This window comes from Thioclava sp. SK-1, from assembly GCF_001705665.1.
Taxonomy (GTDB): domain Bacteria; phylum Pseudomonadota; class Alphaproteobacteria; order Rhodobacterales; family Rhodobacteraceae; genus Thioclava.
On sequence record NZ_MDHA01000044.1, the window covers coordinates 19,873 to 33,932 of the forward strand.

General features: G+C 57.9%; 13 protein-coding genes. 1 reads left to right on the plus strand and 12 read right to left on the minus strand.

Going from position 1 to position 14,060, the window contains the following annotated elements; genetic code table 11:
• Nucleotides 1-13: 13 nt before the first annotated feature.
• The 6 genes from BFP70_RS10345 to BFP70_RS10370 form a co-directional block, all read right to left on the minus strand.
• Nucleotides 14-1,309, minus strand: a complete 1,296-nt coding sequence (locus BFP70_RS10345; RefSeq protein WP_066011507.1) for a TRAP transporter large permease — start codon at nucleotides 1,307-1,309, stop codon at nucleotides 14-16.
• Nucleotides 1,302-1,820 carry a TRAP transporter small permease gene (locus tag BFP70_RS10350; RefSeq protein WP_066011508.1) on the minus strand — a complete coding sequence of 173 codons (519 nt, stop codon included), beginning with the start codon at nucleotides 1,818-1,820 and terminating at the stop codon, nucleotides 1,302-1,304. Before BFP70_RS10350 ends, BFP70_RS10345 begins: the two co-directional genes overlap by 8 nt.
• A gap of 69 nt (nucleotides 1,821-1,889) precedes the next feature.
• Nucleotides 1,890-2,921, minus strand: a complete 1,032-nt coding sequence (locus BFP70_RS10355; protein WP_066011509.1) for a TRAP transporter substrate-binding protein — start codon at nucleotides 2,919-2,921, stop codon at nucleotides 1,890-1,892.
• Between the two features lie 45 nt (nucleotides 2,922-2,966).
• On the minus strand, nucleotides 2,967-3,884 hold the full coding sequence (locus BFP70_RS10360; RefSeq protein ID WP_083217469.1) for an SDR family NAD(P)-dependent oxidoreductase: 918 nt from the start codon (nucleotides 3,882-3,884) through the stop codon (nucleotides 2,967-2,969).
• A 2-nt stretch (nucleotides 3,885-3,886) separates the two neighbouring features.
• Complete coding sequence (locus BFP70_RS10365) at nucleotides 3,887-4,702, minus strand: enoyl-CoA hydratase/isomerase family protein (protein WP_066011511.1); 816 nt, start codon at nucleotides 4,700-4,702, stop codon at nucleotides 3,887-3,889.
• Nucleotides 4,699-6,393: an AMP-binding protein gene (locus tag BFP70_RS10370; protein ID WP_066011512.1), complete on the minus strand. Its 1,695-nt coding sequence runs from the start codon at nucleotides 6,391-6,393 to the stop codon at nucleotides 4,699-4,701. Before BFP70_RS10370 ends, BFP70_RS10365 begins: the two co-directional genes overlap by 4 nt.
• 131 nt (nucleotides 6,394-6,524) lie before the next feature.
• Between BFP70_RS10370 and BFP70_RS10375 the strand changes: the two genes are divergently transcribed.
• Complete coding sequence (locus tag BFP70_RS10375) at nucleotides 6,525-7,013, plus strand: MarR family winged helix-turn-helix transcriptional regulator (protein ID WP_083217446.1); 489 nt, start codon at nucleotides 6,525-6,527, stop codon at nucleotides 7,011-7,013.
• Nucleotides 7,014-7,018: 5 nt separating this feature from the next.
• Here BFP70_RS10375 and BFP70_RS10380 read toward each other — a convergent pair whose 3' ends face one another.
• From BFP70_RS10380 to BFP70_RS10405, 6 genes are all read right to left on the minus strand, one after another.
• Nucleotides 7,019-7,687, minus strand: coding sequence for a tetratricopeptide repeat protein (locus BFP70_RS10380; protein WP_218059672.1), 669 nt, complete (start codon nucleotides 7,685-7,687; stop codon nucleotides 7,019-7,021).
• A complete protein-coding gene (locus BFP70_RS10385) occupies nucleotides 7,684-8,364 on the minus strand; it encodes a Fe2+-dependent dioxygenase (protein ID WP_066011515.1) in 681 nt (226 codons plus the stop codon). The genes BFP70_RS10380 and BFP70_RS10385 overlap by 4 nt, the downstream gene beginning before the upstream one ends.
• A gap of 77 nt (nucleotides 8,365-8,441) precedes the next feature.
• Nucleotides 8,442-10,679, minus strand: coding sequence for a TonB-dependent siderophore receptor (locus tag BFP70_RS10390; protein WP_083217447.1), 2,238 nt, complete (start codon nucleotides 10,677-10,679; stop codon nucleotides 8,442-8,444).
• 227 nt (nucleotides 10,680-10,906) lie between these two features.
• Nucleotides 10,907-11,944: an alpha-hydroxy acid oxidase gene (locus BFP70_RS10395; protein WP_066011516.1), complete on the minus strand. Its 1,038-nt coding sequence runs from the start codon at nucleotides 11,942-11,944 to the stop codon at nucleotides 10,907-10,909.
• A gap of 96 nt (nucleotides 11,945-12,040) precedes the next feature.
• Nucleotides 12,041-13,540 (minus strand): tripartite tricarboxylate transporter permease, encoded by a 1,500-nt coding sequence (locus BFP70_RS10400; RefSeq protein ID WP_066011517.1) that lies wholly within the window; start codon nucleotides 13,538-13,540, stop codon nucleotides 12,041-12,043.
• 11 nt (nucleotides 13,541-13,551) lie between these two features.
• Nucleotides 13,552-14,025: a tripartite tricarboxylate transporter TctB family protein gene (locus BFP70_RS10405; RefSeq protein WP_066011518.1), complete on the minus strand. Its 474-nt coding sequence runs from the start codon at nucleotides 14,023-14,025 to the stop codon at nucleotides 13,552-13,554.
• Between the last annotated feature and the right edge of the window lie 35 nt (nucleotides 14,026-14,060).

A 14,060-nucleotide genomic window follows, 5' to 3' on the forward strand; every position in this document is an offset into this window, starting at 1 on the left:
AGGTGACTGTCGTTCAGTTCATTGTATTGGGCAGCCAAAGGGTGATCGCCGGGATCAACGCCAACACCACAAGACGCAGTAGATCCACAGCCACAAAAGGCATCACCCCACGAAAAATCGTGATCAGTTTCGCATCGCGGATCACCGCATTGATGACATAGACATTCATTCCGATCGGCGGGGTAATCATCCCCAGCTCCACCGTCATGACAACGATGATACCAAACCAGATTGGGTCAAACCCCAGTGCGACAACCACCGGATAGACGATAGGCACCAACAAGATGATCATCGCCATCGCATCCAAAATACAGCCCATGATCAGGAAAAACATCAATATCAGGCCCAAGGTCGGATAGGCGCCCAGATCCAGATCTGTCAGCCATGCTGTGATTTTTTGTGGCGTTTGGGTGATCGCCAGAAAGTAACTGAACAACATCGCCCCGATCAAGATCGTATAGATGGACACGGCAGTGCGCAGTGCCTCGACCAGACAGATGCGCAGCCCTTGCATATTTAACCGCCCGCGCAAGACACCGATTAACCCGGTCAAAAAGGCACCGGCGGCGGCGGCCTCTGTAGGGGTGACGACACCGGCGTAAATTCCGCCGATCACAGCAACAAACAGCACCATCACGGCCCATATGCCGCGCAGCGCACCACAACGGGCGCGCAATGTTAAACGCTGTCCGCGGTCGGCCTGTTTGCCCGCGATCAGCCAGACCACGGCCAGATACATCCCCACCGCCAACGCGCCGGGCACCACACCCGCGATGAACAGCGTGCCGATATCTTGTTGCGTAATATAGCCATAGACCGCCAGCACGACCGAAGGCGGGATCAAGATCCCCAATGTCCCACCCGAGGCGATGACCCCCGTTGCCAGCTCATCTCGGTAACCCGCTTTGCGCATCTGCGGCAGAGCAACGCGGCTCATGGTTGCGGCCGTGGCCACCGATGACCCGGAGATAGCAGCAAAGCCCGCACAGGCAGAAATCGTCGCAAGGCCCAGCCCGCCGCGCAGATGTCCCACCCAAGCGCGTGCCGCCCCGAACAGCTCTGCCGAGATGCCCGAACGCGTGGCAAACACACCCATCAGAATAAACATCGGGATCAGCGACGTGTTGTAATCGGTGATCACCCGCAGCGGAGAAATCGCCAATTGGTTCAACGCCGGTCCCCAGCCTGCGATCTGCGCGAACCCGCCCACGCCAACAACCCCCATCGCGATACCCACCGGAACGCGCAATGCCATCAGGCCAAACAGCACGGTAAACCCAGCAATCGCAATCACATCTGTTTCACTCATGATCAAGGTCCTCAGGCTCAAATTCATCCAGGCCACGTCCGGTCAGCAGCCAGATCAGCCCCGCAAATGTGGTCGCCACCGCTATGGCCACCCCCAGCCAGATGCCAGCCAGCAGCGGCCAGATCGGCAATCGCAAATCGAATGTCGCCTCATGCGAGGCATAGGCGCTGACGACGCGGCCAAAGATTTTCCACGCCAATGTTGCGGTAAAGGCCAATAGCACCAGCTGCGCGCAGATTTCTACGACGCGGCGCGGGCGGGGGGGCAAAGCCTCAACCAGCAGGTCAACGCAAATATGCCCGCCGCGAAATCCCAACACAGCAAAGCCCCATGCGATGGCCAGCCCCAGCAATAACCGCGACAGATCAAACGCATCCGGGATAGGCGCAGCAAAGGCATAGCGGCCAAGGGCCGAGGCGAACACGATCACCGTCACCGCAGCAAGGCATGCCGCAGCCACGGTTTCCACCGCAGTCGCGCCGCAGCGGATAAAATTTCGCAAAGCGGGCATGAGGGTCTCCGATACAATCAGACATTGGGCGCGGCCTTGCACCCATTGGAACAAGGTCGCGCGGATGGCTTAGTCATACAGCGCGTCAGCCGCGCCCATGATGGTGCGGAAACGGTCTTCGATCGGTGCCGGATCATGTCCCGCCTGCCCGACCTGACTGCGCCATGCCTGCATCAATGGTGCGGTGGCATCTCGCCAGATGGCGACATCCTCGGCCGTAGGAGCATAGACGATATGGCTTGGATCCGCGATGGCGCGGCTGCGGCCAGATTGCTCTTGTGTGGCCCAGCCTGATGCCAGTTTTTGCGCCCATTGAGATGTGCAATGCGCATCCATCACCGCGCGCTCCGGCTCGGGCATGCCCTCATATGTGGCCTTGTTCATCGCCATTACGAACACCGTCGTATAAAGTGGGAAATCAATGTGATATTTCGTCTCTTTGTCGATGCCGAACAGATAGACACTGTCCCATGGGAAAGTGATGCCTTCGGCAGCACCGCGCGCGATGACCTCGCGGACTTCGGGTGCTGGCACCTGAACGCTTGCCCCACCCAAAAGCGAAATCATCGACCCCATCACCGCATTGGCGGGACGGATGCTTTTGCCCTTTAGGTCCGACGGTTGGGTCATTTGTTCAACCGTGTGCAATGTGCCAGGGTCTTGCATGAATGCCATACAAACATGAACATCGGGCATTTCCTGCGCAGCATAGTCCATATACCAATCATTGAACGCCGCAGATCCTGAAATGCCATTGGTGACCATGAACGGGTGTTCCGCCAATGAGATGATGGGGAACCTGCCGGGCTGATAACTGGGCGCGACATAGGTGATATCTGCGATCCCATCGCGCGCCAGATCATAGTGATCGGTGGCGGATCCCAGCTGCTGCGCGGGAAAAATCGAAAAGCTGATCTTGCCGTCCGACGCATCCGAGATCGACTGTGTCCAAGGTTCAAACCCTGTGGTTTGCAATGCATGGCTGGGTGGCAGCCAATGTGCCAGGCGCAGTGCCGTATCAGCCTGCGCGCCCCCGGCCATGCCAAGATATGCGGCGCCGACCAATAATTTTGCTATGCGACGTGCTGTCATGGTGGTCATCGTGTCTCCTCCCAATGAAACATATGATGTTGGTGAATGCCTGCCTTAGGTCTTGGTGCCGATGCCCACGCTTTGACGCTGCGCGGCCAGATCGGTTGTCCATGCACGGGCGATGCTTTGGGCGCTCCAACCGCCCGCGTGATGGCACAGCGCTACTTCTTGCGGATGCGACCATAACGACAGCCGATCGCCGCCGATGCCGATGCATTGGCCGGTGATTTCACGCCCTTGTTCCGAGGCCAGAAACACGGCCAGCGGCGCCACATCCTGCGCGGTTCCAAGCCCAAGATCATGACGCAGCCGCTCGGGTATCGGGGCGCCGCGTTCGGCGGCCTGCACCGCGTCCTCCAACCCCGGAATGGTCGCCACCATCCGTGTCAGCGCCGTCGGTACGATCGCATTCACACTTACCCCGCTGCGCGACAATTCCATCGACCATGTGCGCGTCAATGCCGCCACACCCGCCTTTGCCGCGCTATAAGCGGTTTGGCCGGGGTTGCCGCGCTGCCCTGCGACCGAGGACACAAGCATCACCACCCCGCCCTGCCCGGCCCCACGCAGCCCACCTTGACGGAAATATTGTGCCGCTGCCCGGCCACAGGTGAAAGCGCCGCGCAGATGGGTGTGGATCACCAAATCGAAATCCTCATCCGTGGCCTTCCATAAAATCGCATCACGCAGAACGCCCGCATTCGCCACCATCCCATCCATGCGGCCAAATTCGGTCACGGCTGTATCGATGCACAGCGCGGCGGCCTGTGCCGTGCCGATGGCCGCAACAGCCGGTGCCGCCTGACCGCCTTCGGCGATTATCTGATCCACGGTCGATTGCGCTATATCCGCCTGTAGATCATTGACGACAACGGCTGCACCTGCTGCCGCAAGCGCAATGGCGATGGCTCGTCCAATACCCCGCCCGGCCCCGGTAACAACATATACCTGCCCGTTTAAAGAGATGGTCATGGTCATACCCCCCGAAATACAGCTGCACGTTTTTCCATAAAGGCACGTGGCCCTTCGCGCGCATCATCAGAGGCCATCACCCGCGCCTTGGCCGCATCCTCCATCCGATAGCCCTCTTCCAGCGTCACGCCGCTGGCGGCCAGAACGGTGCGCTTGACCTCTTGCACTGCCACCGGACCGTTGGCGGCAATCCGGCGCGCCAATTCCCAAGCCCGATCCAACAGCTGCGGCGCAGGCACAATATGGTTGATCATTCCTGCCGACAGCGCCTGTGCGGCGCTGATCGGCTCCCCTGTCAGCAGCATTTCCATCGCCAGACATTGCGGAATTTGTCGTGGCAGCCGCACCAAAGACCCGGCGAAAGGGATCAACCCCCGCCGCACCTCTGGCAACGCGAATGTCGCATGTTCGGCTGCAATACGGATATCGGTGGCCAAAACCGTCTCCATGCCGCCCGCCATACATGGCCCGTTTATCGCCGCTATAATCGGTTTGTTCAGCTCAAATCCGCGCAGCGCAGAACGATCCATCATCGAAGGGTCGTCCAACAAACGATGATCCCACGGGGTTTGCGGCTGGCGCGCCCCGGTCATCAGCGGCAAGGTCAGGGCCAGATCACCACCGCTGCAAAACGCCTTATCGCCGTGCCCGGTCAAAATCACCACACGCACCGCCGCATCTTGCGCCACATCCGAGAACGCATCGGCCAATCGGCAGGCTACCTCGGGACTGATGGCATTGCGTGCCTGTGGACGATTGAAGGTCAGCACGGCAACCCCATCGGTTTTTTCATATAACAGCGGCAGCGCATTGCTCATGGGCAGGCGTCCTCTTGCATCAGGCACTGCGCGATATCGCGCAGCGCGTATTTCTGGATTTTACCATTGGGTGTCATGGGGAAGCTGGTGACGATATGCACATATTTGGGCAGTTTATGACGCGCCAGATTGGCCCGGCACAGCGCCTGAATTTCATCTGCACCTAGCGTCGCCCCCGGTGCCAACAAAACAAAGGCGCAGATCTCTTCACCCAGATCAGGATCGGTCACGCCGATCACCTGTGCCTGACTGATACCGGGATGTTCCAGCAAGAAATCTTCGATTTCCACCGGGAAGACATTCTCGCCGCCGCGAATGATCATATCTTTTAGCCGTCCGACAATCTGCAAATGGCCGGGGCGGTCCAGAACCGCCAGATCGCCGCTGTGCAGCCAACCATCGGCATCTATTGCCTGGGCTGTAATATCGGGCATGTTGAAATATCCCAGGGTCAACAAATAGCCGCGTATGCACAGCTCGCCTTTTTCGCCCCAGTCCAAGACCGCACCGCTGTCGGGGTCACAAATGCGGATTTCCGTATGTGGTAGTGGGATTCCCGCCGTGCCATAGCGCAGATCAAGCGGGTCGTTTGGATCGGTTTGGGTGATGATCGGGCTGCATTCTGTCATGCCCATGATAATCATCGGTTCGGCCTGCGTGGCCGTGCAAACCCGGGCCATCAAACTGGGGGGAATGGCGGTGCCGCCCATAAAAGCGATGCGCAAACTGCCCGTGTCCCTGTGGGTGAAATCGGGATGATCCAGCATCCGGCTATACATCGTGGGTACACCGTTGATAATGGTCGCGCCGTGGCGTTCCCATTGTGCCAACATAGAGCCCGGATCGTAACTGTCCAAGACGACCACACAGCCACCACAGGCCAGCATCGACATCACATTGCACACACAGCCCGCCGTATGAAACAGCGGCATCGCGCTTAGCAGCACATCGTTGGCGGCGAACCCCGCGCGCAGCCCCATCAGGCGGGCGTTATTGACCGTAGAGCGATGCGACAACATTGCCCCTTTTGGCTTGCCCGTCGTGCCGCTGGTATATTGGATTTGCAGGACGTCATCTGGGGTTACCGCACGGGTGCGTTGCACAAACTGGTCGTCCGTCACCTTCACGCCCATCTGCCCAAGCGCCGCAAAAGGCAAGGCATATGCCAACCCGCTATCCAGCGCCGCGATGGCACGCAATGCAGGAAAATCAGAGCTGCGGATTACACCGCCCCCCAAGGGCACCGCATCGGCCAGCATCTGCGCCAACATCGCCGCAATATCATGATGGCGCAGCCGGTCGGCAAAAATCAGATGCGACACCTCTCCTTGCACCAGCAGGTAGGTCAGCTCACGCATATGCAGCGCCGGATTGACCGTTACCAAAACTGCACCAATCTTCGCCAACGCATATTCCAACAACACCCATTCCGCGCGGTTCGCGCTCATGACAGCGACATGATCGCCATGCCCCACGCCCCAGGCGATCAGGCCGCGCGCCAGATCATCGCTTTGCGCCGCCAACGCGTGATAGCTCCAGCGGCGCTCTTGCCCTGATGCTGTGTTAACCGCGATGACGGCGCAGCGGTCGCGATGCTGCACTGACTGCTGATCCAGCAGCGCACCCAAGGTGATATCCAGCAGTTCGTCCTGCGCAGTGGGCTTCCACCATGCGCACGCGCGAATTGACATCGCGTTCCCCTCCCTATCTTGGCTTGCCCCTGGTCCTCCAACCGGGCAAAATACAACATGCCCGTATAGTGCGATGTCGTATTGTTCGATATCGAACCTTATGCCAAATTTGACACCTGTCAAGAATAGGAATGTCCCAGATGCAAGAAAACGCCGTCCCCAATACGACCCAGGCCGATGAACAAAGCCTGCGCCGCAGCGCGTTGGATCGCTCTTTGGGGTATAGGTTGCGGCTGGCGCAAATTTTGGCCTATCGACAATTCGAGGAGAAACTGACCGATCACGGTGCCGCGCCACGCTATCTTGGGTTGCTCAGCCTTGTGTTGGCCAATCCCGGCCAGCCGCAAAACAAATTGGCCGAGGCCGTCGGCTTGCAAAAATCCAGCCTTGTGACGATCTTGGATCGGTTGGAAAAGGACGGGATCTTACGGCGCGGCGCCATCCCCGAGGATCGCCGCGCCAAAGGCGTCTGGCTGACCGATAAAGGTGAAACGGCGGTGGCCACGCTTAGTCAACATGCGATGGAACATGACGAAAAGATGATGCGCACAATCGCCCCCGCCGACCGGGAGCGCCTGTTGGATATGCTGGGCGAGATGATCGACAATATTCGCGCGTAGCAGCGTTATGCCTGCGCGTGTTTTGCGGCTATGGGATCAAACTCCCCTCTGGCCGCGGCGCGCGCCGTATCGCCTATACGCACCAATGCGGGGTCATCATGACCGGCCAATCTGTCGGCCAACACATGCCAATACCCCGGATATCCCACCGCCAATGAGGCCCGAAACGCCCCCTGCGCGGCCTCATGCTGAGCTTCAGCCAAAAACAACCGGCCAAGGTTAAAGAACCCCCAGCAATCACCGCCCTTGGCCGCCGCATCAAACAGATCACACGCCCGGTCCAGATCTTGCGACACATGCTGGCCGGTTTCGTAAAAAATCCCAAGCATATTTTGCGCCTTGGCCAGCCCGTGTTCGGCGGCGCGACGATATAGCCCCAGTGCCTTTTGCGGATTTTGCGACACGCCAAGCCCCTGAAGATGCAGGTCCGCAAGATTGAACAGCGCCCAGACATCGCCCAGCTCTGCAGCCTTGCGGAAATATTGTGCGGCGCGGACCCCATCGATAGATCCCCCCCACCCACATTGAAAATACCGCCCCAGCATGTTGTATCCGCGCGGATCGCCGGCACGGGCTGCGGCGGCAAATGCATCATAGGCACCGGCGGCGTCGCCCTGGTCCACACAGATCTGACCTAGCGCCAGCTCTGTGTCACGAACCAAGCCGGACGTCACAGCTCGGCCCATTCGCGCAGAAGATTATGGTAATGCCCCACAACGCCCAAGGCGCCAGGATTGTCATCACCCAGCTGCGCGCGGATAGATTGGATAGCTTTGTCCAGCTCAAACAGGTTGCGACGCTTTTCATCCGAGCGGATCATGGATTGTGTCCAGAAGAATGATGCCCAGCGGCTGCCACGGGTCACAGGCATCACGCGGTGCAGGCTTGACGCCGGATACAGAACTGCATCGCCAGCCGCAAATTTCACCCGCTGCGTGCCATAGGTATCTTCGATTTCCAGCTCCCCGCCCTCATAGGTATCGGGATCGGTCAGAAACAGCGTGGTTGACACATCAGCACGCATTCGCATCCCATTGGGCAAAGACCGAATTGCGTTATCGGTATGTGCGCCGAAGGTCATGCCCGGGTCGTAGCGGTTGAACATCGGCGGCAGCACACGCAATGGCAATGCAGCAGAGTTAAACAACGCATTTCGTCCCAAGGCCCGCAAAACGATATCGCCAAGTGCACGGGCCTCTTCACTGTCGGTTGGAATTTGCAGGTTGTTCTTGATCTTGGCGGCCTGATCCCCGGCTGTATGACGCCCATCGGCCCATTGCGATTGCTGCAACACCGCGCAGCAATGGTCGGTTTCATCTTTGGTCAGAAGGTCGGGGATATGCAGCAGCATCGAACAGCTCCTTAAAATCATAGACGGGCGAGGCCAATACACGGCCCCGCCCATTTTTTGCCAAACGATTTAGCGGATCAGAATTTAACCGCGAATGTCGCAGCAACCGTGCGCCCCGCCAATGGCGTTGCACGCGTCGCGTTGAACGATGCGCCGTAATTCTGGTGGTCGGTCAGATTATACAGGTTGACCGCTGCACGCCATGTATCGGTTTCATAGGCCACAACCGCATCCACCGAGAAGCTTTCGGGAATGATCGCGGTGTTTTGGTCATTGGCGTAATATTCCGAAGCATAACGCAGACCGCCACCAACGCTTAGCTGACCTGGCAGTTTTGCCATTGTATAGGGCAGCGCGTAATTCGCCCAAAGCGACAGATTGTGCTGTGGCACGCCAGACACTTCGTTTCCGGCATTGTCATAGCTTGTCTCATTTTTCGGCGTCCGCAGCTCGCTATCAAGATAGGAATACGCGGCGGTGATGCTTAGATCTTTGGTCACCTGACCCGACGCGCCCAATTCGATCCCGCGAATACGGACATTGCGGCCACCGTCTTGGAACCCGGTCGTGCCATCTTCATTCGCATTATAGGAATTGCGCTTGTCGATCTGGAACATTGCCGCTGTCAGGCCCAGACGCCCATCCAGCATGTTGACCTTCGCACCCAATTCCAACGCATCCGAACGTTCTGGCTCAAAATACGCGCCGTCGGTGACAACCTGCGACCCGATCGAGGTCGTGGTGATTGTCGCCACATCCGTGCCCTGCGGACGGTAGCTGCGCGCTGCCGAGAAATAGGTCGTGACATTGGCATTAGGTTCGTAGAAAATCGCAAAGCTTGGGTTGATTTCGGTCGTTTCAGCCGAATTTTCATCCTCATCAGCCGCTTGCAATGTGGTTTTGAAGTAATCCACACGCGCCGCACCCAGGATTGACCATTGTTCGGTCAGCCATGCGCGGTCGGACACGAACACACCGACATTGGTGGTGGTCGCATTCCACGCCAGATCATCATAGCTGGCGGAATATCCCGGCCAGCTGTATTGCGGGTTCAAGATCGAAGTTGCGGTATCGCGGCTTTGGTTCCATGCGGCACCATAGCGATCCAGATATTGATAGCTGACATCAACGCCAATCTGCGCCTTGTTGCGGATCTTCCCCAGCGTGAATTCCGCATTCGCCGTGGTGACGTTTTGGATCGCCCAGCCATCCAAACGATATCCTACACCACCGCCTGCAGACAGGTTGGTGGTATAGTCGCTGCCCGACTGCAATGCCGCCAGACAATCTTCCGAACATGACGGCGTCGCGCTGACCGCATATTCACGCGCGTAATGGGTCAGACGCGTTTCATTGGTCACTGTGACGTTGTTGTTCATCTGATGCGTCAAAGTTGACGTGATCGTGGTATGATCGCTGTCGTCTTTGTCATAGCTGCGCGCATAAGACACATCACGGTCATACCCGGCGATCCCGTATTCCAACAGCGGGCGTGCGATACCATTCGCATCTGTGGCCATCGGCTGACCGTAATCCGGCGTGCCGCGATTTTCCAGATGCTCCATGCCGATATGCCATTCAGTGCTGGTGCCGATTCCGGTGCCGTAATCGAATGCAAACCCACGGGCGTCTTTACTGATATTGTCACGGTCGGCCACATCGCCACCCTGCGCCATCAGATTGAACCGCAATGCCGAAGTCTCATCCAGCTGCTTATTCATATCCAGTGTGGCACGGCCCAGATTGCCAGAGCCGTAGCTGATGCTGGCTTCATTGGCGTCGCCCAAATGCGCTTTTTTGGTGGATTGGTTGATCACACCACCTGTGTTTCCCACCCCAAACGCATCGCCTGCCGGGCCTTTGATCACCTGTACTGCTTCGGTGTTGAACGTATCGCGCGTGTATACGCCGAAATCGCGCAGACCGTCTTGATACAGATCGCCACCCGATTGCAGACCACGGATGCGGAACTGGTCGCCGCCCACACCACCACGGCCCTCGCCGGTGGAAATCGTGATACCAGGCACGTTTTGCAGCGCCTGCTCCAGCGTCGTTACGTTCTGCTCTGTGAGAACCTCTTCGCTTACAACATTGACGATCTTAGGTGTTTCTTTGACCGAGGCCGGAAGGCGGCTTACCCCGGTGCCTTCTTCATTAGTGTTCACAACACCTTCACCCTCATTCTCGACAAGGATGGTATCAAGTTCGATGACAGATGCGTTATCTGTGTCTTGGGCGGCCGCACCATTGGGCAATGTCGCCCCAAAAGATGCAGCAATTGCAGTGGCTGTGCCAGCGGAACGTCGTAGATCCATTATGTGTCTCCAGAAGGGAAGGAAAGCACTGGCTTGCCCAATCGTGTTACGATCATAAGGATGGGCTGGCTGACTTGAATTCTTCGTGATCCTTAATTCCGATAAAATAAGTCAGCAATAGGAAAGGCTGATTTTCTTTCGCAAATCTGGAAAAGAGTCACAATCGGGCAACCATAACGCAAGATGATGCGTCACATGCGGTCGTTTCGGGCCGCTGCACAAAGACATCAGATCCGCGACGGCTGTAAAACAAAGTCTGATGTGATTTCGGCCAATGCGGTCGTTCCCATCAATCCCATTGTCACACACAGTTCATCGTGAAGGCGGCGCAAACAGCTGGCCACCCCCACCGCACCGTGCGCCGCGAGCGCGAAAAACGCGGGCCGACCGATACAGGCCGCATCCGCACCCAGCGCCATGGCGCGAAACAGATCTTCGCCCGACCGCAGACCACCATCGACCAATAGTACGGTGTCGGGCAATGCGGCGCGGATTGCGGGCAATATATCTGCGGTGGCGGGCAGACCCTCCAGCACGCGCCCGCCGTGGTTGGACACGATCACACCCGCGCATCCGCAGTCTACCGCATGCGTTGCGTCAGCCGTGTTCAAGATGCCTTTGGCTAGCACCGGCAATGCGCTGTTTGCACATAGCGCGGCAAGATCTTCCCAGCTAGGCGCCTGTGCCAACGCCTGCGCAAGCGACATCGGTTCGGACAGCGCGGGCAGCATCACCGGTGCAACATCCTTGGGTAGGGTGAAATGTGCCGCGCGCTCTTGGTTGCGCACCCCGTTTAACGGCGCGTCCAGCGTGACCACGACTGCGGTTGCCCCTGCTGCTGCCGCACGATCAATCAACGCCCGGGTTTGTCCCATATCGCGTTGAAAATATACCTGAAACCAAAAGGGCTGCGCCATTGCCTGTTCCGGTTCAACAGAGGTTTGACACGATAAAATCATCCCGGCGCCTTGCGCCTTGGCGGCCATTGCCATCGCCTGTTCGCCCAGCGGATCGGCAAGGCGTTGAAAAGCCATCGGCGCAATCAAGCAGGGAAAGGCCAGATCCAGACCGAAAACATGCCGCGCAGTCGACATATCGGCCATCGGTCGCATCAGCTTTGGGCATAACATCAGATCACGCCAGGCGGCAAGATTGCGTGCCACGCAGGCCCCGTCCCCAGCCCCGCCTGCGACATAGGCATAGGCGCCCTGCTCCATCCGGGCTTGGGCAAGCGCGTCATAGGCATTCACTGGCAAAGAGGTCATCTGTATATCGTCCTGCGCGGCAATATCTTGAGTGTTTTTATCAAATTACTGATGCAGATGCCAGCCAGGTTCATTGGGCGCAGGCGCGCGCGTGGATCAGGCCGGTTTCAACCGTGTTTTCACCCGGCGATACAGTGGCACACAGCACAGCACCAGACACAGGCCAAACAGCAGCTTCGACAAGGGCGAGGCGATCAGCGCCGTGACATCGCCTTGATGGATCAATAAGGTCAGCCGCAGGTTTTGTTCAATCATATTGCCCAGAACCAAGCCCAGAACGATCGGGGCTAACGGAAAATCCATCCGGTTCAACCCATAGCCCACAATCCCCATCGCAAACATGATCCACACATTGAACATGTCATTGGACAGCGCATAAATCCCCACCAGCGTCAGGCACATAATCATCGGCGCCAAAATTACCTGTGGCAGGCGCATGACCTGCGCAAACAACCGCGAGGCAATATTGCCCCCCAATGCGAACAGCATGAATGAGGTAAACAACATCTGCCACATAAATCCGTAAACAATATCGGGCGTGTCGCGGAACAACTGCGGGCCGGGTTGCAACCCATGTACCAACAGCCCCGCCAAGATCACCGCTGACACCCCGCTGCCCGGGACCCCCAACACCAAGGCAGGGATCATCGCGGCTGAATTATCGGCGTTATTCCCCGTCTCCGCCGCTGCCACACCGCGAATATCGCCTTTGCCAAACCCATCGGGATCCTTGGCGCTGCGGCGCACCTCATTATAGGCCAAAAACGCGGCCATCGACCCGCCAGTTGCAGGCAAAATCCCCACACCAATCCCGATCACCGACGAACGCAACCATGTCGGCAATAGGTAGCGGAAGTTTTTCGCAAAGCTGTCATCGGGATGGCCCTTGATTTCAATCTTTGCGGCATCGGGGCGAAACACCTGTTCCAGCATGCGGATTGCTGGTGGAATGGCATAAAGCCCGGTCAAGATCACCAACAGATTGATCCCGTCAATCAACTCTAACCGGCCAAAGGTAAAGCGTTGCTCGCCGGTGACGACGTCAGATCCAACGGTGCCCAGCAACAACCCCAGTGCCGCAGCGATCAGCCCTTTGATTGGATCCGCCCCTAACAAAATCGCAATAGAGGACATGCCCAAAATACCCAGCCAGAAATATTCCGCCGGACCAAACAGCAGCGTGACCTTCACCAATGGCGGCGCAAGCGCCATCAACGACAACGCACTGAATGCCCCCCCGATGGCCGAAGACCAGCACGCCACTTTCAACGCCAGTGCTGCACGGCCCTGTTTCGCCAAAGGATGGCCATCAAACGTGGTTACGATTGACGGCGGCGTTCCGGGCACATTCAGCAAAATCGCCGGCACCGCCCCGCCATACATCGCCCCATTGTAAATCCCTGCCATGATCCCCAACGCCACCAAAGGCGACATGGAAAATGTCAATGGGATCAACACCGCAATCGCCATTGTCGCTGTCAGACCGGGCAACGAGCCAACGGTCATCCCTGCCAGCGTGCCAATGACCATCGCAAGGAAATTTTGCCACGCCAGAACCTCGGGTAAGGCATGCATGATGGCTTGAAGCGTCTCCATGAGCGGGATCCTTACAGGTTGGTCGCAAACAGCGTGAGGAAGAATTCTGGCGGCAAGGGGCGATCAAACAACGCCACAAAGACCATATAAACAAAGGCGCAAAACCCAGCCGCCGCCAGCGCCAGAGGCACAGGTTTTCGGTAACCTGCGATCCACCCAACCAACATGATGAACACGAAAGAGCTGGTGAAAAAACCAACAAATGGCAGGACGACGAAATATGCCCCCAGCAGAGCAAAGGCCAAAACCATCCGCGGCGCGCTGATTGCAAAGGACCACTGTTGCGCCGATTGGGCGCGCAGATGGGCTGCGCGACCAATCACGCCACGGATCACCATGCAACAAGACAGCACCCCGATCACCCCCAGCAGCACCGCCGGAAACATGCGTGCATCCACCGGCAGGTCACGGATCTGAAACCAGCCCAACACCGTCAGCACGACCAGGCCGGCCGCCATCGCTATTTCTGTCGTCCGGTAGCTCATGCGATCTCTCCTGCCGGGGTCATCCAATGTTCAGG

Bases quoted from the DNA above. Each gene is read 5' to 3' on its own strand.
- BFP70_RS10405 (WP_066011518.1), bottom strand. From the start codon at position 14,025: ATGAGCTACCGGACGACAGAAATAGCGATGGCGGCCGGCCTGGTCGTG.
- BFP70_RS10360 (WP_083217469.1), bottom strand. From the start codon at position 3,884: ATGACCATCTCTTTAAACGGGCAGGTATATGTTGTTACCGGGGCCGGG.
- BFP70_RS10395 (WP_066011516.1), bottom strand. From the start codon at position 11,944: ATGACCTCTTTGCCAGTGAATGCCTATGACGCGCTTGCCCAAGCCCGG.
- BFP70_RS10375 (WP_083217446.1), top strand. From the start codon at position 6,525: ATGTCCCAGATGCAAGAAAACGCCGTCCCCAATACGACCCAGGCCGAT.
- BFP70_RS10350 (WP_066011508.1), bottom strand. From the start codon at position 1,820: ATGCCCGCTTTGCGAAATTTTATCCGCTGCGGCGCGACTGCGGTGGAA.
- BFP70_RS10345 (WP_066011507.1), bottom strand. From the start codon at position 1,309: ATGAGTGAAACAGATGTGATTGCGATTGCTGGGTTTACCGTGCTGTTT.
- BFP70_RS10370 (WP_066011512.1), bottom strand. From the start codon at position 6,393: ATGTCAATTCGCGCGTGCGCATGGTGGAAGCCCACTGCGCAGGACGAA.
- BFP70_RS10390 (WP_083217447.1), bottom strand. From the start codon at position 10,679: ATGGATCTACGACGTTCCGCTGGCACAGCCACTGCAATTGCTGCATCT.
- BFP70_RS10385 (WP_066011515.1), bottom strand. From the start codon at position 8,364: ATGCTGCTGCATATCCCCGACCTTCTGACCAAAGATGAAACCGACCAT.
- BFP70_RS10400 (WP_066011517.1), bottom strand. From the start codon at position 13,540: ATGGAGACGCTTCAAGCCATCATGCATGCCTTACCCGAGGTTCTGGCG.
- BFP70_RS10365 (WP_066011511.1), bottom strand. From the start codon at position 4,702: ATGAGCAATGCGCTGCCGCTGTTATATGAAAAAACCGATGGGGTTGCC.
- BFP70_RS10355 (WP_066011509.1), bottom strand. From the start codon at position 2,921: ATGACCACCATGACAGCACGTCGCATAGCAAAATTATTGGTCGGCGCC.